Origin of the sequence: Rhizobium sp. M10 (assembly GCF_002531955.1) — a bacterium.
Lineage (GTDB): Bacteria > Pseudomonadota > Alphaproteobacteria > Rhizobiales > Rhizobiaceae > Rhizobium > Rhizobium etli_C.
On the sequence record NZ_NWTA01000018.1, the window covers coordinates 155,602 to 177,443 of the forward strand.

Consider the following 21,842-nt stretch of genomic DNA (forward strand, 5'->3'; position numbering starts at 1 on the left):
GCGCTGCAGCAAAAAAAAGGGCGTCCACAGGGACGCCCTTCGCATCTGCAAAAACGCCGGCCGATTATTGCGCCGGCAGCTTGTCGTCGACGCCTTCGACGTAGAAGTTCATGCCGAGCAGCGTGCCATCATCGGCCTTCTCGCCCGCCTTCAGCCAGGGCGTACCGTCCTGCTTGTTGATCGGGCCGGTGAACGGATGCAGCTCGCCCGACTTGATCTTGGCTTCGGCTTCCTCGGCGAGTTTCTTCACGTCGTCGGGCATGTTCGTGTAGGGCGCCATCGTCAGAATGCCGTCCTTCAGGCCATCCCAGCTCTGTTCCGACTTCCAGGTGCCGTCGAGAAGCGCCTGGACGCGCTTGACATAATAGTTGCCCCAAGTGTCGATGATCGCGGTGAGCTGTACGTTCGGGCCAGCCTTGATCATGTCGGACGCCTGGCCGAATGCCTTGACGCCGCGTTGCTCGGCAACCTGCATCGGAGCGGTCGTGTCCGTGTGCTGGGTCAGAATATCGACGCCCTGGTCGAGCAGCGCCTTGGCGGCATCGGCTTCCTTGCCCGGGTCGAACCAGGTATTGACCCAGATGACCTTCATCTTGAAGTTCGGATTGACCGACTTGGCGCCGGTTTCAAAGGCGTTGATGCCCATCACCACCTCGGGGATGGGGAAGGAGGCGATATAGCCTGCCGTGCCGGTTTTCGACAGCTTGCCGGCGATAATGCCGCTGATGTAGCGGCCTTCATAGAAGCGCGAATTGTAGGTCGCGACATTGTCTGCGGCCTTGAAGCCGGTCGCATGCTCGAACTTCACTTTCGGGAACTTCTTGGCGACGGCGACAGTCGCGTCCATGTAGCCGAAGGATGTGGTGAAGATCAGCGAGCAGCCGGAACGGGCCATGCGCTCGATGGCGCGTTCGGCATCCGGACCTTCCGGAACACTTTCGAGGTAAGGCGTTTCGACCTTGTCGCCGAATTCCTTCTCGACCTGGAGGCGGCCGTTTTCATGGGCCTGCGTCCAGCCGCCATCGGTACGGGTGCCGACATAAACGAAGCAGACCTTGGTCTTGTCGGCAGCCTCGGCGGCCGAACCGATGCTCAGGACGAGGGCAGCTGTCGCTGCGAGAGCAAGTGCAAGTTTTTTCATAGTGATCCCTGTTGGTTGGAAGTTCGAAACCCGTCTTTTTTGTTGTTGCTCATCGGTCCGGCACGAAGGCTTTGCCAAGCGAGGCCGGCGTATTGATCAACGTCGTGCGCCGATTATGCGAGATGATGATGAGGACCACAACCGTCGCCGCATAGGGCAGCATCGATAGGAACTGCGACGGAATGCCGACGCCGAAGGCCTGCGCGTGCAGTTGCAGGATCGTCACCGCCCCGAAGAGATATCCGCCAGCCAGCAGGCGCCAAGGCCGCCACGAGGAGAAGACGACAAGCGCCAGCGCAATCCAGCCGCGCCCGGCCGACATATTCTCGGTCCACTGCGGCGTGTAGATCAGCGACAGCTGTGCCCCTGCAAGGCCTGCGCATGCACCGCCGAACATCACGGCGAGATAGCGCGTGCGGATGACGTTGATGCCGAGCGCATGCGCAGAGGCGTGATTATCGCCGATGGCGCGTATCTTCAGGCCGGTACCGCTCCTGAAGAGGAACCAGTTGACGGCGACAACGAGCAGGATCGACAGGTAGAAGATCAGATCCTGCTTGAAGAGGACCGTTCCGACATAGGGAATAGCCGAGAGCACCGGGATTTCAATCGGCAGCAGCCGGATGCCGGGCGCGCCGACGAAGGCTTCGCCGAGCATGCCGGACGCGCCAAGGCCCAGGATTGTCAGGGCAAGGCCCGTCGCCACCTGATTGGTGACGAGCGTCAGCGTCAGGAAGGCGAAGAGCAGCGAAAACAGCGCGCCGCTGACGATGCCGCCGACAATACCGATATAGGCCGATCCGGTGAGCTGGGCTGCGGCAAAGGCACCGACGGCACCGATGATCATCATGCCTTCGACGCCGAGGTTGAGAACGCCCGAGCGCTCCGTCACGAGTTCGCCGAGCGCGGCGATCACGAGCGGCGTCGAGGCGGTGATAACAGTCAGCAGAATGGCTTCGAAGATGCTCATGCCGCCCCACCCCTTAGCCGCGACCAGACGATGCGGATTTTGTAATAGATCAGTGTATCGCAGGAGAGCACGAAGAAGAGCAGCAGCCCTTGGAAGACGCGGGTGACCTTGTCGGAAACGCCGAGCGATAGCTGCGCCGCCTCGCCGCCGAGATAGGTCAGCGCCAGCACCAGGCCCGATGCGATGATGCCGAGCGGATTAAGCCTTCCCAGGAAGGCGACGATGATGGCGGTGAAGCCATAGCCCGGCGAAATCGCCGGCTGCAGGTGGCCGATCGAGCCGGAAACCTCGGCTATTCCGGCGAGGCCGGCAAGAGCGCCGGAGAAGAGGAAGCTGAACCAGATCATCTTCTTCGAGGAGAAGCCGGCAAAGCGCCCTGCCCGCTCCGACTGGCCGAGCACGACGATCTCGAAGCCTTTCAGCGTATAGCGCAGCATGAACCAGGCGCCGATTGCCGCAACGATCGCGAAGATGAAGGCCCAATGCGCCCGGCCGGATTCCTCCCAGATCGCCGGCAGCACCGCTTCCGGGGCGAAATCACGCGAGACGGGGAAATTAAAGCCCTTCGGATCGCGCCAGGCGCCGCGGATCAGCCAATCGAGGAAGAGCTGGGCGATATAGACCAGCATCAGCGATGTCAGGATTTCATTGGTGTTGAAATGCGCCTTCAACAGCGCCGGAATGGCGGCGAACAACGCGCCGCCGAGCGCTCCAAGGACCAACATCAGCGGCAGGACCAGCGGCGAATGCCAGTCGTAGAAGACGATCGGCAGATAGGAGCCGGTGATGGCACCGATGGTGAACTGGCCTTCGGCGCCGATATTCCAGTTGTTCGAGCGGTAGCAGACGGCAAGGCCGACGGCGATCAGGATCAGGGGCGCTGCCTTGATCGCCAGCTCGTGCAGCGACCAGATTTCGAGCAGCGGCTCGACGAAGAAGGCCTCCAGCGCCTCGACCGGATCCTTGCCGAGCATGGCGAACATAATGGCGCCGAAGGCGAGCGTCAGGACAAGCGCCAGCAGCGGCGAGACGAAGGCAAAGAGCTTCGAGACGTCGGGGCGTCTTTCCAATTCAATGCGCATGGGCTGCCTCCGCGGCATGCTTGTCCTCGTGCAGGCCACCCATCAGCAAGCCGATTTTTTCGCGCGTCAGTTCACCGGCCGGATAGGGCCTGGAAAGGCGCCCTTCGGAAATGACGGCGATATCGGTCGCCACTTCGAAGATCTCGTCGAGATCCTGGCTGATGACGACGACGGCCGAGCCCGCCTTTGCGAGATCGACCAAGGCCTGGCGGATGCGGCTTGCGGCACCCGCATCGACGCCCCAGGTCGGTTGGTTGACGACAAGGACGGCCGGCTGGCGGTCGAGCTCGCGGCCGACGATGAACTTCTGCAGATTGCCGCCGGACAGAGAACCGGCGGCGGGATCGTCACCGCTCTTGCGCACATCCATCGCCTCGGAGATGCGCCGCGCGGCGGATTTCACCGCGCCATGGCGGATGATGCCGAGAATGCCGAGAAAGGCTTTGCGATCCGACTGGCTGCGGGCCAGCACCAGATTGTCCGACAGTTTCATCGCGGAAACGGCGGCGTGGCCATGCCGCTCCTCCGGCACGAAGCCGGCACCGAGCAGGCGGCGGGCGGTGATGCCCTCGGTGCCCACAGGCTTCTTGCGGATGACGATCGCCTCGGCCGAAGCGACCGGATATTCGCCGGAGAGCGCATCGAAGAGCTCGCTCTGGCCGTTGCCGGCAACACCGGCAATCGCAAGGATTTCACCGGCGCGCACCCTCATGGAGACATCGCGCAGCGGCATGGCGAAGGGCGTGCGCGCGGCAACCGACAGGCTTGAAACGGCAAGCTGCACCTCCCCCTTGTCAGAGCGCTCGGGATGGGTGACGGTCGCCACCTCGCTGCCGACCATCATCCGGGCAAGCGAGGCCGGCGTCTCCTGCTTTGGATCGCAGGCGCCGGTCACCCGGCCATGGCGCAGCACGGTGGCGCGATCGCAGATACGCTGCACCTCCTCCAGGCGGTGGCTGATATAGAGAACCGAGCGGCCCTCGGCGCGCAGCTTGAACAGCGTTTCGAACAGCCTGTCGGCCTCCTGCGGCGTCAGCACCGAGGTCGGCTCATCGAGAATGATGAGCTTCGGATTTTGCAGCAGCGCACGAACGATCTCGATGCGCTGGCGCTCCCCGACGGAGAGATCGGCGACATGGGCATGCGGATCGAGCGGCAGGCCGTAGGCGACCGACAGCGCCCTCGCCTCCTCGGCGATCCGGTCGATCGGAATGCTGCCATCGAGGGAAAGCGCAATGTTTTCGGCAACGGTCAGCGCCTCGAACAGCGAAAAATGCTGGAAGACCATGCCGATGCCGAGCTTGCGAGCCTCGCCCGGCGAAGCGACCGCGACCGGGCTGCCCTGCCAGAGAATATGCCCCTGCGTCGGCTCCAGAACACCGAACAGCATCTTGACGAGCGTGGATTTGCCTGCGCCATTTTCGCCGAGAAGCGCGTGAATTTCGCCCGGCGCTATATCGAGATCGATTTCATTGCAGGCGGCAAAGCCACCGAAAAACTTCGTCAGCTTCTGGACGGATAATAACGCACCGGAATCCGGCACATTCAATGGCGACACGTTCCCCTCATTTCTTCTGCCAACCGGTCCGTTCGGATCTCATGGAATCAGCAGCGTCGTTCCTGTTGTTTTTCTTGTTTCCAGATCCGCGTGAGCCCGCCCAACCTCACGCAGCCGATAGGTTTGGTTGATATTGATACGCACTTTGTTGCTTTGCACAACATCAAATAGCGCTTTCGCACTGTCGACCAATTCCCGGCGCGCGGCGATATAGGTGAAGAGCGTCGGTCGCGTTGCAAAGAGCGACCCTTTCTGCGCCAACTGGGAAAGGCTGAAGTTCTCGATCGGCCCGGAGGATTGGCCGAAAGAGGCAAAAAGGCCGCGCGGCTTCAGGCAATCGAGCGACTGTGGAAAAGTATCGCGGCCGATCGAATCATAGACGACATCGACGCCCTTGCCCCCGGTGATTTCACGCACGCGGGTGACGAAGTCTTCGCTCTTGTAGTTGATCACATGGTCGTAGCCATGGGCGAGCGCCAGCTCGACCTTGTCTGCAGAGCCCGCCGTGCCGATGACGGTGGCGCCGAGCGCCTTTCCCCATTGGCCGGCGATCAGCCCGACGCCGCCGGCGGCGGCATGAAACAGCAGAACCGTCTCGGGGCCGACCTCGAAGGTGCGGTTCAGGAGATATTCGGCGGTCATGCCCTTCAGCATCATCGCCGCCGCCGTCTCGAGGGTAATGCCATCGGGGACATGCACGAGATGGCGCGCCTCGATATTGCGCTCGGCGGCATAGGCGCCGTCGGCGCTGGCATAGGCGACCCGGTCGCCGACCTTGAAATCGGTCACGCCGGAGCCGACTGACGTCACCGTGCCGGCGCCCTCCTTGCCGGTGACGAAGGGCAGATGCGGCACCTTGTAGGAGCCGTTGCGGAAATAGACGTCGATGAAATTGAGGCCGATCGCCGCCTGGCTGATCTGCACCTCACCAGCCGCGGGCGGCTCAAGATCGATCTCGACATAGTCGAAAACCTCCGGCCCGCCCGTCTTCGAGAATGAAACCGCCTGCGTCTTCGTCATCTTGCCTGTCCTCAAGTTTCACGTCCAAGGGCGGGGAAGAATTGCAGCACCGCGCCGATGACGTAAAGATAGAGCCCGGTCACGATAAAGAGAATGAGCGCCCATTCGGGCGTGTCGAAGTGCATCAGCAGCGAAAAAACGCCGAGCGCCGACCACAGGAAAAAGACGCCGAGATTGAGCGGGCGCAGCCGTTTGACGCGGACCGGGTGGAGGAAATTGATCGGCAGGAAGGTCAGCACCACCGAGACGATGACGACGGCGAGCGCCGTCGTCGCGCTGGCATCGATGACGAACAGGGTGAAGACGATCATGTTCCAGACCACGGGAAAGCCGGAAAAGAAATACTCCTCGGTCTTCATGCCCATATCGGCATAATAGATGGCGCTGGAAACGACGATCATGCCGGCGGCGAAGAAAGACCAGGGCTCGCCGATCATACCGCTCTGATAGAGCGCGAAGGCCGGCAACAGCACATAGGTGACGTAATCGATGATATTGTCGAGCGTGTCGCCCGACCAGTTCGGCAGCACTTCCTTGACGCGCACCTTACGGGCGATCGGCCCATCGATGCCGTCGACGAGAAGGGCAAGCCCCAGCCACCAGAACATGTCGATGAAACGATGTTCGGCGGCGGCCACAACGCCGAGAAAGGCAAGGAAGGAGCCGGAGGCCGTCAGGATGTGGACGGAAAAGGCGCGCATTTCCGCGTAAGGAACACGCTTGTAATTGAAAATCTTCATATTCCCCGACCGCCCTATCGCGCTCGCCCCGGCAAGCGTCTTTTTTGCCACCGGCACCGATCCCGTCGCTGAATCGGTTCCCGTAGATCCTTGTTGTCGCACCGCTTTTGCCGAAAACCGGCGTCCACATCAGGCGCGCCGCCCTAATATGCATCCTTTGCCGGGCTTCGCCAGCAGGAAATACGAATTGCCGGCCCGCCCCCGAGATCGCCATTGAATCCTGACAATGACATGCATATTTCCCTTCAGGAGCGCTGCGTGGAATGGAATGCCTTTAATTCGAGCCCGATATGTAATATCTGCCTCGCATCCGATAGTTCATCCGACGAAACGGGATCCTCTACCGCAATGAACGCGCCTGCAAAGACCGAAGACTTCGCCTCGTCCATCCCCGCCGGCGTCTACGCCGAGACGGTGCTTGCCGTGACGCATTATACCGACCGGCTCTTCCGCTTCACGATGACCCGGCCGCAGGGCTTCCGTTTCCGTTCCGGCGAATTCGCGATGATCGGCCTGATGGTCGAGGGCAAGCCGGTCTTCCGCGCCTATTCGATCGCCAGCCCCGCCTGGGCCGAAGAGCTCGAATTCTTCTCGATCAAGGTGCCGGACGGCCCGCTCACCTCGCATCTGCAGGCGATCAAGCCGGGCGACCAGGTGCTGATGCGCAAGAAGCCGACGGGAACGCTGGTGCTCGATGCGCTGACCCCCGGCCGCCGTCTTTACATGTTCTCGACGGGAACGGGCGTTGCGCCATTCGCCAGCCTGATCCGCGATCCCGAGACCTATGAGAAGTTCGAGGAGGTCATCCTCACTCATACGACCCGCGATGTCGCCGAGCTGAAATACGGCTTCGACCTCGTGCACGAGATCCAGAATGACGAGCTGCTGAAGGAAGTCGTCGGCGACAAGCTGCGCCATTATGCGACCGTCACGCGCGAAGACTTCGAATATCGCGGCCGCATCACCGACCTGATCTCGTCAGGCAAGCTGTTTACCGATCTCGGCGTGCCGCCGCTCGACCCGGCGATCGACCGCGGCATGATCTGCGGCTCCTCGGCCATGCTGAAGGACACCAAGGAACTGCTCGAAAAGGCCGGCCTCAATGAAGGCGCCAACAGCAAGCCCGCCGAATTCGTCATCGAACGCGCCTTCGTCGGCTGAAAGTTTTCCGACAAGCAGATCTGACAACGGCTCCGGAAACGGGGCCGTTTCTATTTTTGGGCGAGATAGTCGATCAGCTCCGTCATGGCGGCGCGCGCCTCCTTCGGCCTGCCCTGCTGAATGGCGCGAATGACGGCAACATGCAGCGCGATGGCGCGATCCATGCGCTCGGGGCTTGCGGTGGAATACCAGAGGCGGCGCGAATGCGTCTGCACCGGGCCGAGCGCTGCGACGATAAAGCCGTTCGGGCAGGCATCCTCGAGGATTTCGTCGAAAGCCTTGTCGGCGGCGAAGAAGCCGGCGAGATCGCCGGTCACCGCACATTCCTCCATCGCGCGAGCGCAGTCGCCGAGACGTTCGCGCTGCTCGTCGGTCGCATGTTCGGCGGCCAATGCGGCCGCGATCGGCTCCAGCTCTCGGCGCACCTGCATAACGTTGCCGTGATCCTCCGCCGCGATTTCGGCCACCTGCAACCCGACGCGCGGCTTGACGAGGATCAGCCCCTGCCAGGCCAGCTTCTGGATCGCCTCGCGCACCGGCGTGCGGCCATGGCCCGCCAAATCGATCAGCTGCTTCTCAGTGACGAACGCGCCTGGCTTCAGGGCCAGGGTGACAATCAGGTGCTCCAGCGCGAGGTAGGCACGATGGCTTTGTGACGTCTGCATGCTGAAAGTCCGCTGCCCAATCTGATATATCACATAGTGGCACGGTCAAAAACCGAACACAAGTCGGCATTGAAATATGAGAATAGAGACAAATAGATAACATCGGTGTGAGTTTCGGGGACTCAGGCGTCTACGCCACGAAAGAACTTATTTCGCCGTTCCAACCTCCCTCATACTCGGCCTTGAGCCTTGAGCCGAGCATCCACATCGCATCCACCAGCGGCAGTGGCATGGATCCTCGGCTCAAGGCCGAGGAGGACAGAAAGCGGGGTTGGCGCTCTTCCCAAACTCATGCCCAGCGTAAAGAGCCACTCGGGCGCTTCATCAAGCCGACACCTGACCCTCAGTCAGCTCTTGCGAAAAGCCCGGCTGGACACCGAGATCGAATTTTGACAGGGGTCTTTGGCATTCGCGAACACATAGCCGTCGGCTTGATGGAGAACACCGAACTCAAGGCCGTTCTCTGCGCAACGCCTGCAAAAAGCCTCGACATGCTCCACGTCGAAGATGAGCTTGACGATGGATTGGCCGCCCCGCTGTCCCTTGGCAGCCGGATGAAGCATTATATTGGCGCCACCGTCCCGAGCGACAAGTTCAACGATCCTGTCGCCCGGCAGACGTGTCGCCGTGAAGCCGAAGTGCTTCTCATAAAACCGTGCCGTTTCCTCGACATTCCCAGCGTAGATCACCAGCCTGTTGAGCGACATGATGCGGACCTCCGATAGCGCTTGCATCCGATTGATAGGAGTAGCGGGACATCGCGCGTTTTGCCACGCCGCTTCACTCGTGCCGCAGTGCCTCGATCGGGTTCAACTGCGCTGCCCGTCTCGCCGGGAAATAGCCGAAGATCATGCCGATTGCGGCGGAGAAGAGGAAGGCGACGGCGACCATCAGGGGGCTGAAGACGAAGGGGACTTTCAGGAGGGTGACCGCCACCAGGCCGAGGCTGAGGCCCAGCACGATGCCGGTGATGCCGCCGAAGAGCGACAGCGCCACCGCTTCGACCAGGAACTGGGTGAGCACCTGGCTTTCGAGCGCGCCGATCGCCAGGCGAATGCCGATTTCGCGGGTGCGCTCGGTGACGGAGACCAGCATGATGTTCATGATGCCGATGCCGCCGACGAGCAGGCTGATGGCGGCGACCGCGCCGAGCAGGCCGGTGAGCAGCGTCGTCGTGCCGGTCATCGCCTCGGCGATCTGCGTCATGTCGTTGACGTTGAAATCGTCCTGCCGGCCGGGAATGATCTTGCGGCGTTCGCGCAGGAGGTTTTCGACATCGGCCTGCACCTTGGCAGTCGACACACCGTCGCGCGCCGAGATGACGATCTGCGGCACGTTGCTGTTGCCGCTGATGCGCCGCTGGAACACCTTGACCGGCATGATGACGACATCGTCCTGATCGGTACCCATGCCGGACTGGCCGCGTTTGGCAAGCACGCCGATCACAGGGCATGAGACCTTGCCGACGCGGATCTGCTGGCCGACCGGGTCGGCGGCGCCGAAGAGCTGCGAGCGCACCGTCTCGCCGATGATGCAGCGGGACTGGCCGCGCTCTTCGGCGGGCGTGAAATTGCGGCCGAGCGCCAGGTTCCAGTCCTGCGCGACGAAATAGTCGTTGGTGGTGCCATAAACGCTGGTCGAATGGTTCTGGCCGCCGAAAATCACCGTCGCCGTCGACTGGTTGAGCGGCGCCACCGCCCTCAAGCCACCGATCTGATCGCGGATGGCGGCAACGTCCTTGACACTGAACCGCTTGGCCTCGGAGCTTGCCCGGCCGGGTCCGAACTGGCCTGGGCGGACGAACAGCATGTTGGTGCCGAGCCGCGACAATTCGGTCGAGACCTGCGCGGTCGTGCCGTTGCCGATCGTCACCAGCGCAATAACGGCGGCAACGCCGATGACGACGCCGAGCACGGTCAGGAAGGAGCGCAGCATATTGCGGTTGATGGCGCGCAGCGCGAGTTTCAGCGTCTCAAAGAACATGATCCGCCCTCCTCCGGTGCTCGACCTCGGTCTCCAGCTTGCCGTCGACAAACCTGAGCAGCCGCTCAGCATAGGCGGCGATATCGGGCTCGTGCGTGACCATGACGATGGTGATGCCCTGCTCGCGGTTCAGCCGCGTCAGCAGATCCATGATCTCGACGCTGGTCTTGGTGTCGAGATTGCCGGTGGGCTCATCGGCGAGCAGCAGCGCCGGCTCGGTGACGATGGCGCGGGCAATCGCGACGCGCTGCTGCTGGCCGCCTGACAGTTCCTGGGTCTTGTGATGTTCGCGGCCGGACAGGCCGACCAGCGCCAGCGCCTCGCGCGCCCGTTCGCGCCGCTCACGCACCGCCATGCCGCGATAGATCAGCGGCAGTTCGACGTTTTCGACCGCCGAGGTGCGCGACAGGAGATTGAAGCCCTGGAAGACGAAACCGAGCATGTGGCGGCGCAAGAGCGTCAGATGGCTGCGGTCGAAGTCGCTGGTCGCAATACCTTGGAAGACGTATTCGCCCGATGTCGGCACGTCGAGGCAGCCGAGGATGTTCATCGCCGTCGATTTGCCGGAGCCGGATGGCCCCATGATCGCGACGAATTCATGGGCGGCAATCGCCAGGTCGACATGGTCGAGGGCGCGGATCGCCGCCTCGCCCTCGCCGTAGATTTTCGAGACCTGCCTGAATTCGATGAGCGGCGGGCTTGTCATCCGTCTCTCCGCCTAATTCGTCCGCACCGCAACGTCGGTCACCAGTGCATCGTTTTCCTTGATTTCGCCGGAGACGACCTGGGTGAACTGGCCGTCGGACGAGCCGACCTGGATGACGACAGGCGTGGAGCGGCCGTCGCGCAGCACCCAGACGCGGCGCTCCGTTCCCGTCAGCGCCTGGGCCGAATTGCCGCCGCGCCGGCGGGGCGGGCCGAAGATCCCCAGAATACCGCGGCCGCGCCGTTCGGCCTGCGGCGGCGCATAACGCAGCGCCGCATTCGGCACCATCAGCGTATCCTTGACGGCCTCGACGGTGATATCGGCGGTCGCCGTCATGCCGGGGCGCAGCAACAGGTCGGCATTGTCGACCGAGAGGACCGCCTTGTAGGTCACGACGTTGTTGACCACTTCGGAGGCGAAGCGGATCTGCTCGATTTCGGCGGGGAAGGACCGGTCGGGATAGGCGTCGACGGTAAATTTCGCCTTCTGGCCGACGGCGATCTTGCCGACATCGGCCTCGTCGACATCGACCTGCAGCTCCATCTTCTTCAGGTCGCCGGCGATGGTGAAGAGGATCGGCGCCGAAAGCGAGGCTGCGACGGTGGCGCCGGGATTGACCGAGCGGGTGAGGATGACGCCATCGATCGGCGAGATGATCTTAGCCTTGGCGAGATTGACCTCGGCAAGCTGCAGGTCGGCTTCCGAGACGAGCACCTCGGCTTCGTTGATCTGTTTGGCGGCGACAGCGGAATCATATTTGTAGGTGGCATCGTCGAGGCTCTGCTGGGTGGAGACATTGCTCCTGACCAGGCTCTTCAGCCGCTCGAGCGAGGTGCTTGCCGATTCGAGATCGGCATTGGCCTTGGCGACGTTCGCCTTGGCCGAATTGACCTTGGCGCGCGAACTCTTCACATCCGCCTCGAGCTTGTTGGTATCGAGCTGCGCCAACACATCGCCCGCCTTGATCGTGCTGTTGTAATCGACGTTGACGTCGCGGACGGTGCCGGAAAGTTCGCTCGATATATCCACTTGCTCGGTCGGCTGCACCGATCCGGTGGCGGTGACGAGCACCGTCAGGGCGCCGCGTTTTGCCGGCTGCGTCGTGTAGCTCACTTCGCTTTGCCCGCTGCCGGCGTAGAAATAAGCGGCAGCCGCGGCGGCAGCGGCGAGGATCAGCAGGATGAGCAGGCGTCCGCGCCAGCGGCTGCGCTTGTCCCGCTTTCCCGATGCGGCAAGAACCGCTGCGAGGTCGGGCGTCGGGCCCGCCTTTGCTCCGGTTTCGTTGCCGCTCACGATTTTGTTCATGTCATCCTCGATCAGTCAGTGGCCGCCTCGGCCCTGCAATGAACTAATCACACTGCAGATGAACCGGGAATTAGCGTTGCCGCCGAACTGGCACGGAATTGCGGACGGGTGAAATGAAATATTGGTAAGAAAAGTCAAGTTTTTCGGCGCAACCGAGCTTATCGCCCGAAAATGCGCAGCCGCTTGCGGTCACGAGATGCGGAGAAACAAGGGCTAAAGCCTGTGAGCGATCAGCAAGCAGCACGCTTCAGCGCCTGTCAATCGGCATCCTCGGTATATTGCCCGGCGCCCGGTAACTCACGCAGCCAGGCTTCGCGCCGCTTGATCCAGAGCTCATGATCCGGCTCAAGGTCTGTCGGTGGACTGTCGAGCGAACCGAGACGGATTTCCACCGTCGCCTCCCGCAGGCAGAAAAGCCTGCTCCCACAGCCGGGACAGAAGCTGCGGCCGGCAAAGGTGGAGATCTCGCCACTGTGCGAAAAGGCGCCGCGCGGCCAGACCGCGAAGAAGACGAAGGCGGAACCGCTCGATTTGCGGCAATCGGCGCAATGACAGAGGCCGACGCGGAGCGGCTCGCCTTCGACGCTATAGACGACTGCCCCGCAAAGGCAGCTTCCGCTTCGCCTTCGCATCGCGACCGTCAGGAATCGAGACTGGTGGGCAGCCCCGGCGGGCGCCGCTTTGCCGCCATCAGCAGATCGAGTTCGGTCGCGGAGGGGCCGAACTTCTCATAGAGACGCTTGGCCTCCTTGTCGTCCAACCGGTATTTCCTGGCGAATTCGCTGAAGCTGTAGGGGCGGCCACGCAGAACTCTTCGCGCCGGGGTCGCCATTTTCGGTGCGTCGGTCATGGTTTCCTCCTTTCATCGGGTCTCTTTTAAGCTAGAGCGGCCCTTCGATTTGGAAAGAGTCGACGGGCCGTGTGGGGGCGGTGAACCGAAAGGAATGCGGCTGATTTTGCGGGAACCTTTTCGCTGATACGCGGTTTTCGAAGCGAGGTTGCGGGCCGCGCCAAGCGGACGCGGCGGTGCTGGAGAACATAGGGATTTTTCCGCTTTCTCCCGATGGCCGACGAAATGGCAGACGAGCTCCCTACCCGCCCGGTCCGCCGCCTCATCGCACTCTCCGGCGACATCACGAAATATTAAAATGCGGAACGCATGCGCCGGAGGGCGGTTGTCAACACGAGGTCGACGTGGCCTCAGTTCAAACCAAGGAGAACCAAATGGCAAACCAAGGTGGAACCCACGAACAGCACGTCAAGGCCGGGCAGCAGAGTCACAAGAACGACTCCAATACCCGCAACGCCTCTTCCGGTGGCCGCGACGCGCAGTCCAGCGGATCCCGCGGCGGCAGCCATGAACAGCATGTAAAGGCTGGTCAACAAAGCCATAAGAACAGCCATTAAGCTGTGATGACATGAAACTCAGCCCGCGCCTCTCATTTGGCGCGGGCGTTTTGAATACCGTTACGCTCGCACCGCCCAGCCACATCGCCCTATTCCGATCCGCCGGCGTCCGGCCGATCTTCCGTCAATCTCGCTCGCAGCCGGAGAGTCCGAACTGAAATCGCGCTAATTGCCACTAGTATTAGCGATCCCACAAAATTCACCGTGTAAATGACCGAGAACTTGTAGCTCTTTTCACCGAGCATAAGTTCAATGAAGTAACACTTTGAAAGTGTGCAGGCGTTCGCAACAGGAAATGAAAATACTATCACCCAATAAAATACGTAGACAAGAGAAACAAAATACAGATTCCATAGTTCGTTATTAAGATTGAATTCTTCCATTGGGATTAGAGGCGGATCACCCCGCAACTTCTTTTCCATTGTAAAGATTCCGACAAAACACGCCGCTGTCGCAACCTGTCCCATCAATATGATGAAACGCAGATCGTATTTCTGCAAAAACATCAGGGAAATTGCAGCAATAATTCCCAGTGGAAACAGATAAGCCGCGACAAAACGCTCTCCAGTCATCTCTCTGCGATGCACGAGAGCTGTGGTAGTCACATAAGCCGACCATATAGTGACTACGATCGGAACGGGGCCAACGACCCACGGCACGCTATTAGATGGCATACATCCCCCAAAGATGCCCTTTCAGTACTTTATCAACTCAGAGCTTTCTCAGCCACAAACTTTTGTTAGTGCATCTACGGCTTGAGGCGAGGCCTATCCCCGACCTAATACGTCGGAGCAGATGATACGGTACGAGCGATTTCGGAATGAATGTTCGTTTGAGGATTGTCTCCTGCCCGTCAAGACAGACGGCGGCCGTCCTCACCGAAGAGGTGCAGCACGGCAGGATCGAGATGGAACGGCAGGCTGTCGCCCCTTTTCATACTCTGTTGGCCAGAAAAGACGGCGATCAGCTTCTTGCCGGCCGCTTCTGTGTGGACGACTGTTTCAGAACCCAGTTCCTCGACAAGAGTGACCCTGGTGTCCAGCCTGCCTGAGCCGGCCGCATCGGCAAGGGTGATGTGCTGCGGCCGGATGCCGATGCTCACTCTTTCGCCGGCCGGGCGCATCTCCCTGGCGATGACCGAAAGCCGATGGCCGCCGACGGTTTCGACCTCGGCATAACCGTTTTCGTGGCCGACGATCGAGCCTTCCAGGAAATTCATGTGCGGCGCGCCAATGAAGCCGGCAACGAAGCGGTTGGCCGGCTTGTTATAGAGTTCCAGCGGTGTTCCCACCTGTTCGATCCTGCCGCCTCTCAGCACCACGATGCGGTTTGCAAGCGTCATCGCCTCGACCTGGTCGTGGGTGACGTAGATCATCGTCGCCTTCAGCCGCGCATGAAGGGCGGCCAGTTCGGCGCGCATGCTGACGCGCAGCTCGGCGTCGAGATTGGACAGCGGCTCGTCGAGCAGGAAGGCATCCGGGCGACGGACGATAGCGCGGCCGATCGCGACGCGCTGGCGCTGGCCGCCGGAGAGCTGACCCGGACGGCGCTGCAGAAATGGCTCGATCTCCAGCATGCGGGCCGCATCGGCAATGCGCGCTTCGATCTCGGCCTTCGCCACCTTGGTATTCTCCAGACCAAAGGCCAGATTCTCCCGCACGCTCATATGCGGATAGAGCGCATAGGACTGGAAGACCATCGCAAGGCCGCGATCGGCGGCGCCGATCGCCGTCACATCCTTGCCGTCGATGGCGATGCTGCCGCCTGTGGGCTTGTCGAGACCGGCGATCAGGCGCAGCAGCGTCGATTTCCCGCAGCCCGAAGGGCCGACGAAGGCGACGAATTCGCCGTCATTGACCTGAAGCGAGACATCGCGGATGACCTCGACGGCGCCGAAATTCTTGACGATGTTCCTGAGCTCGAGCCCGCTCATGTATTCTCCTGTTTGTATTCAGCCGGCTTATTTCAGGCCGGATCCGGCGATGCCTGTGGTGATGAAACGCTGCAGGAAGACGAAGATCAGCACGACCGGAATCATCGAGACGACCGTCATGGCGAGGATATAGTGCCATTGCACATTGAGCTCGCCGGCATAGACGTTGAGGCCGACCTGCAGCGTATAGAGTTCCTTGCGCGACAGCACGATCAACGGCCAGAGGAAGTCGTTCCAGCGCCAGACGACCGAGAAGATCGCCAGCACCGCCAGCGCCGGCGCCGACAGCGGCAGGATGATGCGCCAGTAGATCTGCCATTCGCTCGCCTTATCCATGCGCGCCGCGTCGATCAGCTCGTCGGGGATCGTCAGCATATATTGCCGGAGCAGGAAGACGCCGGTCGGAGTGGCCACCGTCGGAAGGATGACGCCCCAGAGGCTGTCGAAGAGGTTCAAGGTGCCGATGACGGAATAGAGCGGCACGACGATGACCGAGAGCGGCACCATCAGCGTCGCCAGGATCATCAGCATGACGGCGGTGCGGCCAGGGAACTGGTATTTCGACAGCGCGAAGGCGGCCATCGAATTCACCAGCAACGTGATTGCCGTCGCCGTCACCGTGACGAAGACGGAATTGCGCAGGAACAGGAAGAAATCGAAGCGCTCGAACGGTTCGGTGTAGTTGCCGGCGGCGAATTCCACCTTACGCACCGGCGTACGGTCCTTGATGTTGACCTTGACGATTTCATCAGGCTGTTTCGGATCGATCATCTGGCCGATGATGCCGATGCGGCGGACTTCGGCGAGCACGCGGCTGCTGCCATCCGGCATCGTCACCTTATAGAGCGGCAGCGGCTTGTCGTGGCCGGGAACGACAGCCTGCTCGGTAACATAGGGCAGGAAGGACGGCGGGAATTCGGCAAGGGCGGCCGGGGTCTTGAAGGAGGAAAAGACCAGCCAGACGGCCGGGCCGAACATCAGGAAGACGCCCGAGATCAGCCAGATCCAGGTGACGACGTCAGTCCAGTGCCAGCCCCGGCCGCCGCGGCGGCGAAGGAGAAAGGTGCCGACGGCGCTCATTGGCGTTTCCCCTTCTTCTCGTTGCGGCTGCTCGCGGCGAGCTGAACCAGCGTCAGGATGACGAGCACGATGCCCATCAGGATCGAGGCGGCCGACGCAAGCCCGGGATTGCGCAGCGAACTCGCAAAGCCGGTCTCGTAAATAAACTGGGTGATGTACATGGTGCTGGTGCCAGGCCCGCCGCCTGTGAGCACGAAGACCTCGTCGAAGATCTGCACGGCGCGGATCAGCGCCAGCACCAGGACGACGATGAGGTTCGGCATCAAAAGCGGCAGGGTGATGCGCCGGAAGATGCGGGTCGGGCTCGCCTTGTCCATTGCCGCCGCCTCATAGAGATCCCTCGGGATCGCCTGCAGGCCGGCGAGCAGGATCAGCGCGTAAAAGCCCATATGGGCCCAGACCGAGACGAAGACGGCGAAGAAGAAAGCCCAGAAACGATCGCTGAGCCAGGAGAAGGGCTCGAAGCCGAAGGGGCTCAGCGCATAGTTCAACAGGCCTTCGCGCTGCAGGATCCATTTCCAGATCAGGCCGACGACGACGGGTGAGAGAAGCACCGGAAAGAAGAAGACGGCGCGCCAGAAACCGCGATTGGAAAGTTCGCGGTTGAGGATCAACGCCGTTGCAAGTGCGGCGACCAGCATCGCGCTCACCTGGAAGACGACGAAGACAGCGGTGTTGCGCACGGCCGCCCAGAAGGTGTCGGCCGCGCAGGTCGCGGGATCGAGATAGGAGCCGCAGTCGAAGAGGATGCGGTATTGCTCGGCGCCGACATAGGTCCTGTTCTGCAGGAATATGGCGCCGCCGCTGGTCGTCGAATAGATGAAGTTGATGACCAGCGGCAGGAGCACGAAGACGGTGAAGATCAGCATGTTGGGCGCCAGGAAGACGCCCGCCATGCCGTTCAGCCCCGTCAGCTTCTGCCAGGCGCGCATGGGAATATCGACGATCCCCATGACAAGCCGGACAGGTGCCGCGAGCGCCTGCCGCAGACCGGCTTTCGCCGGCGGTTCGGAAGAAACCGTCTTCGCCGTCATCTGTCCGTCCGTCAGTTGCCGCCGACCTTGGCCTTGATGTCCTCGTCGATGCGGGCATAGGCGTCGTCGAGCTTCATCTCTCCGGCGATCACCTGGCTGATGCGGGCGACGATGGCGCTGTAATAGGCGTCCGACCACTTCCAGCCGGGCAGCTTCATGGCGGGCTCTGCCGTCTGAGCCGCCGATTCGACGAAGGCCTTCAGCGCCGCCTTCACATGCGCATTGTCGGTCTTGAAGTCCATCTGGCCGGCGGCCACACCCTTATGCGCCGGAATGAACAGGCTGCGCTCGGCAAATTCCTTCTGCACATCGGCGCTTGCCAGGTAATCCATCACCTTGGCGACATCCTTCGGGTTCTGGGTGTATTTGACGGCGACAAGGCCGGCGCCGCCCTGCATGCCGGTACAGGCGGCCGTACCGCAGGGGCTTCCTGCCATGACCCAATCGAAGCTGTCGCCGATCTTCTGGGCAAATCCCGAGAGCTGCCAGCTGCCCGAGTAATAATAGGCAAGGCCGCCATTGATGAAGTCCTCGGCGGCGGCGCGATAGGTGGTGCCGGCGGCGCTGACCCAGACATCCTTGTTGACGATGCCCTCCTCGTTCCACTTGACGAAGCGGCTGAGGAACTCCTTAGAGCCCTGATCGATCGGCGCCGGCTTGCCGTCGGCAGCGATGTAGTTGGCGCCATAGGAAATGTTCGGGCCGGAGACACGGTGGCCGGAGCGGTCGATCGCCATGGCGAAGACCTTCTGGCTGTCGGCGACCTTCTTGGCGGCGGCCGCCCAATCGTCCCAGGTCGCCTTCGGGCCGGGGATTTCGACGCCGGCCTGCTCGAACAGCGTCTTGTTGACGAAGCCGCCGGTCATCGTCAGCTGCGTCATGAAGCCGGTGATGGCATTCGAGCCGTCGGGGCGCATCCAGTCGGCTTGGGCGCCGAAATTCTCATCCCAATATTTCGCATCGGCCAGCAACGGACGAAGATCGAGCCAGTGCTGCGCCTGCGCCTTCAGATTGGTGACGCGGGCAATATCCGGCCCCTTGCCGGCTTCGAGCTGCACCGGCAGCTGCTCCTTGACGACGTCGTAGGAGACTTCGTCAAGGATGACGTTGACATCCGGGTTGGCCTTGGAGAAGCGCGACAGCAGATCCTTGATGACCGCGCCTTCGCCGCCGTCGGAATACCACATGATGCGCACGTCGCCGGCATGGGCGGCGACGGAACTCAAGAGAACCGCAGCAAAAGCCGCGCCGATCGATTTCATTCTGGTCATTTTCTCCTCCTCTTGACCGATGAATTCCTACAGCGCCGCGCGTCTTTTCAGACGCGCAAAGGACGCTGTAACACCTTGAATTGCTGCATAATTTTATCCTTAATCGATTCCGATTTAAGGAATTATGCAGCAGGCCCGGCTGGGTCCTCCACCTGCCGGACATGTCGTCTACGAGGCCGCTCGCCGAGGCTGCCTGCCCGGTATCTTAAGATGTACCGCGTCTCCCCCGACCGACCAGTCCGACGGACGAAGAATGCGGCCTTCAGCACGCACAGTGCCGTCCTCCTCGAAGACGACCTCGCCGTAATCCGGATCGATGACGATCAATGCACCCCCGCCGTCCCGCCGGGCCGAGAGCGCGGCGAAACGTCCCCGCATCCGATCCAGGCCGCCCTCACGACCGAGATCGGAGAGGCGGACGATCCAGCGGCCCTGGCGGCCGGAGAGCCGCAGCTCGACATCCGTGGTCGGGCCGTGTTTGACCGGCTCCAGCGGTCCGTTGCCGATCAGCATGGCAAGGCCGCCGCCGGAGCGGGCGAGCCCCAGATTGCCGTCGACCGCCGTCTCGTCGAAGGCCTCCAGGGGGAACCAGGCATGGGTGAAATCCGGCTGACCCTCATGGATGTTGAAATCGAGAATGGCCAGGTCGCGATATTGATGCACGCGCGGCAGCGTTCCGCAGCCGCCCCAGAAGCTCGGCCGACCGTAACCGAACTGGATGGTTTCGCCGGGATGGTTGATCCAGATCTGCGCTTCCGGCCGCTCGCCGAGGCGCAGGTGCAGCACCGTCTCCTGATAACCCCAGGCGCCGGGGCGATAATGGGCGATGGTGCCGAGCGCGGTGTCGCGCGTCTTGTAGTGATAGAGGGCGGCGAACCGGTTTTCGCCCTGGGAGAAGGTCCACTCCTGCGCGTCGTCGGAACGGTGCGCGGCGATTTCAGCGAGCGCTTCCGGGAAATGCAGGCCATGATCGCGGATGCAGACGGCAAGCTGCGGCAGCGCGTGGAAACGCCGGCCGTACCAGCCACGACCCCAGAGCAGCCGGGCGATGGCCGACAGCTCGACCGAGCGGCCGGGACGCAGCGTATGTTCATAGGAGCGGCCCTGGCTGCCGGTCAGCATGCCGTGATGGGCGGAGCGGGCGACGATCTCCATCAGGCGGACGATGCTGGCATTGGCGCGGGCGCGGATTGTCTCATCCGGCGCGCAGGCGGCGAGCGCCGTCAGGCCCTTCAGGTCGATCGGGAAATAGGGAACGGAATTCCACTCGGCCATTTCCCAGCGCTCGAAATGATCGAGCCAGGCGCGAACCCGCTCTTCGCCGACCTTCATCTGTTCGGAGCCGGTACGGCCGGAACGAACGAAGACGGCATCGGGGAAAAGCCTGCCGCCGAGATAGGCAGCGGTGTGAAAGAGTAGCGCGTGGTTTTCCGAAAAATACCACTGAACGTCGTTGCCCGGCTCGTCCATCCAATAGCGGTAGTTGAGAACCGCCTGCTCGATCCTGACCCGCAGTTCCGGTGACAGAAGATCGCTCCAGCGCGTATAGGCGAAGAGCAGTGGCACCAGCACGAAATCGGCGCAGTCGTGACAATCCTCGATGACCGGCAGCATGGCCGAAATCATCGCCTCGGTCTGCTCGCCGCCCTGCCCTAGCGCCAGACGGGCGAAAGCGCAGACGGTATCGGGCTCGGAATGGGCGGCGACCTCGGCCAGCGCCTGGGCGATGCGATCTTCCAGCGCAGCCGGTGCTTGCCCCTGGCGTTCGGGATGACAGATCTCGACGCCGAGGGTGCGGGCGACGGACAGCGTGCCGGTTTTGAAGGTGATGCGGAAATGGCGGAAATCGGCGGGCATGCGCGCCGAAGTGCCGAGTTCCAGCTTGGTTGCGCCTTTCTCCAGCGCGAAATCATAGTCGAAGCGCTCGACCGACATGAAGTCGCCCTCGATCTCGACATGGCAGCTCAGCGCCACCGGCAGCGGCGCGGGAAAGAGGATCGTCACGTCCTCGCCAAGGTAGGCGGTGCGATCGAAGCGCATGCCTTCGAGGATCGCCTCCAGCCCGTCCGCCTCGTCGGCGGCGATCGGAACGGGAAGTGATGTTTCGACCTCCGGCCCGTCGAGATAATCCAGCTGGAAATAAAAGCGGGCGTCGCGCTCGGCGAGATCATCGAAATAGATGCGGATCTCGTTGAGGCCCACCGACAGCTCGACCTCGAAGATCTGCTGCGCTTCCAAATTGCGCTCGTAAGGCGCCATGAAGCCCTGTTCGCTGCCGTTGACGAAGAGGATGGCGCCACCGCAGGTCGATAGGCGAAGCGTGGCTGGCCCGGCCGTGCGGGCATTGAGGAAGGTGCGCGCCCAACAGCCGATGCGTGTCGGGCGAAACCAGAAGCCGGAGAGATCGACACGCGGCGAGGCAAAGGGCAGCCACCAGCGGATGGCCTCGAATTCGGCAGCCGGCTGCGGCCGCCGGCCGGAAAAGGATGCCTTGAATTCGGTGCGGCAGGGATATTCATGCGGGATGAAATTCTTCGTCTTGGTGACGAAGAAAAACGGATCCATCCTGCCTTCCATCGGACGGTCGGCGACGTCATAGCGCTGCTGCGAGAGAGGGCCGAGTTGCCAATAGACGATCGGGCTATTCTTTGCGGTATCGCGGCGGAGACGGGCTTGCTGCTCAGCGGCCATCTGAAATCTGCTCCGGCCTTGGGATTTCCGAGAAAACGCCGACGCATGGATGGCGGTCAAGCCGCATCTTCAAAGCCTCCCTGCTTTGCCGCTTG

Annotated in this window: 21 protein-coding genes; 2 read left to right on the forward strand and 19 right to left on the reverse strand. The window is 61.9% G+C overall.

Annotated elements, in window-relative coordinates:
* Window positions 1-64 precede the first annotated feature (64 nt).
* From CO671_RS24115 to pcsA, 6 genes are read right to left on the reverse strand one after another with little or no spacing between them, the layout of a single operon-like run.
* Entirely contained in the window at window positions 65-1,141 is a 1,077-nt protein-coding gene (locus tag CO671_RS24115; protein ID WP_097608004.1) for a BMP family ABC transporter substrate-binding protein, read from the reverse strand.
* Between the two features lie 49 nt (window positions 1,142-1,190).
* The gene (locus CO671_RS24120) at window positions 1,191-2,111 is read right to left on the reverse strand and encodes an ABC transporter permease (RefSeq protein ID WP_097608005.1); all 921 of its coding nucleotides are present in this window, start codon (window positions 2,109-2,111) and stop codon (window positions 1,191-1,193) included.
* Complete coding sequence (locus CO671_RS24125) at window positions 2,108-3,193, reverse strand: ABC transporter permease (protein WP_097608006.1); 1,086 nt, start codon at window positions 3,191-3,193, stop codon at window positions 2,108-2,110. Before CO671_RS24125 ends, CO671_RS24120 begins: the two co-directional genes overlap by 4 nt.
* Window positions 3,183-4,751: an ABC transporter ATP-binding protein gene (locus CO671_RS24130; protein ID WP_097608007.1), complete on the reverse strand. Its 1,569-nt coding sequence runs from the start codon at window positions 4,749-4,751 to the stop codon at window positions 3,183-3,185. Before CO671_RS24130 ends, CO671_RS24125 begins: the two co-directional genes overlap by 11 nt.
* 39 nt (window positions 4,752-4,790) lie before the next feature.
* Window positions 4,791-5,771 (reverse strand): quinone oxidoreductase, encoded by a 981-nt coding sequence (locus CO671_RS24135; protein ID WP_097608008.1) that lies wholly within the window; start codon window positions 5,769-5,771, stop codon window positions 4,791-4,793.
* An 11-nt stretch (window positions 5,772-5,782) separates the two neighbouring features.
* Window positions 5,783-6,511 carry a phosphatidylcholine synthase gene (gene pcsA, locus CO671_RS24140; RefSeq protein WP_097608009.1) on the reverse strand — a complete coding sequence of 243 codons (729 nt, stop codon included), beginning with the start codon at window positions 6,509-6,511 and terminating at the stop codon, window positions 5,783-5,785.
* Window positions 6,512-6,859: 348 nt separating this feature from the next.
* Here pcsA and CO671_RS24145 point away from each other — a divergent pair, with 348 nt between their 5' ends.
* Window positions 6,860-7,672, forward strand: a complete 813-nt coding sequence (locus CO671_RS24145) for a ferredoxin--NADP reductase (RefSeq protein ID WP_010060954.1) — start codon at window positions 6,860-6,862, stop codon at window positions 7,670-7,672.
* A gap of 50 nt (window positions 7,673-7,722) precedes the next feature.
* On the opposite strand, the gene CO671_RS24150 is transcribed toward CO671_RS24145, so the two are convergent.
* The 7 genes from CO671_RS24150 to CO671_RS24180 form a co-directional block, all read right to left on the reverse strand.
* Window positions 7,723-8,337 (reverse strand): GntR family transcriptional regulator, encoded by a 615-nt coding sequence (locus tag CO671_RS24150; RefSeq protein ID WP_097608010.1) that lies wholly within the window; start codon window positions 8,335-8,337, stop codon window positions 7,723-7,725.
* A gap of 347 nt (window positions 8,338-8,684) precedes the next feature.
* Window positions 8,685-9,044, reverse strand: coding sequence for a VOC family protein (locus tag CO671_RS24155; protein WP_097608038.1), 360 nt, complete (start codon window positions 9,042-9,044; stop codon window positions 8,685-8,687).
* 73 nt (window positions 9,045-9,117) lie between these two features.
* Window positions 9,118-10,320 (reverse strand): ABC transporter permease, encoded by a 1,203-nt coding sequence (locus CO671_RS24160; protein WP_097608011.1) that lies wholly within the window; start codon window positions 10,318-10,320, stop codon window positions 9,118-9,120.
* The gene (locus CO671_RS24165; RefSeq protein ID WP_097608012.1) at window positions 10,310-11,026 is read right to left on the reverse strand and encodes an ABC transporter ATP-binding protein; all 717 of its coding nucleotides are present in this window, start codon (window positions 11,024-11,026) and stop codon (window positions 10,310-10,312) included. The genes CO671_RS24160 and CO671_RS24165 overlap by 11 nt, the downstream gene beginning before the upstream one ends.
* Window positions 11,027-11,038: 12 nt before the next feature.
* Window positions 11,039-12,331: an efflux RND transporter periplasmic adaptor subunit gene (locus CO671_RS24170; RefSeq protein WP_097608013.1), complete on the reverse strand. Its 1,293-nt coding sequence runs from the start codon at window positions 12,329-12,331 to the stop codon at window positions 11,039-11,041.
* Between the two features lie 257 nt (window positions 12,332-12,588).
* The gene (locus CO671_RS24175) at window positions 12,589-12,963 is read right to left on the reverse strand and encodes a GFA family protein (protein ID WP_097608014.1); all 375 of its coding nucleotides are present in this window, start codon (window positions 12,961-12,963) and stop codon (window positions 12,589-12,591) included.
* Window positions 12,964-12,971: 8 nt separating this feature from the next.
* Window positions 12,972-13,181, reverse strand: coding sequence for a hypothetical protein (locus CO671_RS24180; RefSeq protein WP_064683680.1), 210 nt, complete (start codon window positions 13,179-13,181; stop codon window positions 12,972-12,974).
* A 374-nt stretch (window positions 13,182-13,555) separates the two neighbouring features.
* On the opposite strand from CO671_RS24180, the gene CO671_RS24185 reads away from it, so the two are divergent.
* A complete protein-coding gene (locus CO671_RS24185; RefSeq protein WP_097608015.1) occupies window positions 13,556-13,738 on the forward strand; it encodes a hypothetical protein in 183 nt (60 codons plus the stop codon).
* 89 nt (window positions 13,739-13,827) lie between these two features.
* Here the strand turns inward: CO671_RS24185 and CO671_RS24190 are convergent, their stop codons facing one another.
* The 6 genes from CO671_RS24190 to CO671_RS24215 all read right to left on the reverse strand — a co-directional run bounded on the left by CO671_RS24190 (window position 13,828) and on the right by CO671_RS24215 (window position 21,747).
* The gene (locus CO671_RS24190; protein WP_141514487.1) at window positions 13,828-14,343 is read right to left on the reverse strand and encodes a hypothetical protein; all 516 of its coding nucleotides are present in this window, start codon (window positions 14,341-14,343) and stop codon (window positions 13,828-13,830) included.
* Window positions 14,344-14,591: 248 nt separating this feature from the next.
* On the reverse strand, window positions 14,592-15,671 hold the full coding sequence (ugpC, locus tag CO671_RS24195; RefSeq protein ID WP_097608017.1) for a sn-glycerol-3-phosphate ABC transporter ATP-binding protein UgpC: 1,080 nt from the start codon (window positions 15,669-15,671) through the stop codon (window positions 14,592-14,594).
* A gap of 27 nt (window positions 15,672-15,698) precedes the next feature.
* Window positions 15,699-16,751, reverse strand: a complete 1,053-nt coding sequence (locus CO671_RS24200; protein WP_097608018.1) for a carbohydrate ABC transporter permease — start codon at window positions 16,749-16,751, stop codon at window positions 15,699-15,701.
* Window positions 16,748-17,785, reverse strand: a complete 1,038-nt coding sequence (locus CO671_RS24205; protein WP_010035174.1) for a sugar ABC transporter permease — start codon at window positions 17,783-17,785, stop codon at window positions 16,748-16,750. Before CO671_RS24205 ends, CO671_RS24200 begins: the two co-directional genes overlap by 4 nt.
* An 11-nt stretch (window positions 17,786-17,796) precedes the next feature.
* A complete protein-coding gene (locus tag CO671_RS24210) occupies window positions 17,797-19,056 on the reverse strand; it encodes an ABC transporter substrate-binding protein (protein ID WP_097608019.1) in 1,260 nt (419 codons plus the stop codon).
* A 168-nt stretch (window positions 19,057-19,224) separates the two neighbouring features.
* Window positions 19,225-21,747, reverse strand: coding sequence for a hypothetical protein (locus CO671_RS24215; RefSeq protein WP_097608020.1), 2,523 nt, complete (start codon window positions 21,745-21,747; stop codon window positions 19,225-19,227).
* Window positions 21,748-21,842 lie beyond the last annotated feature (95 nt).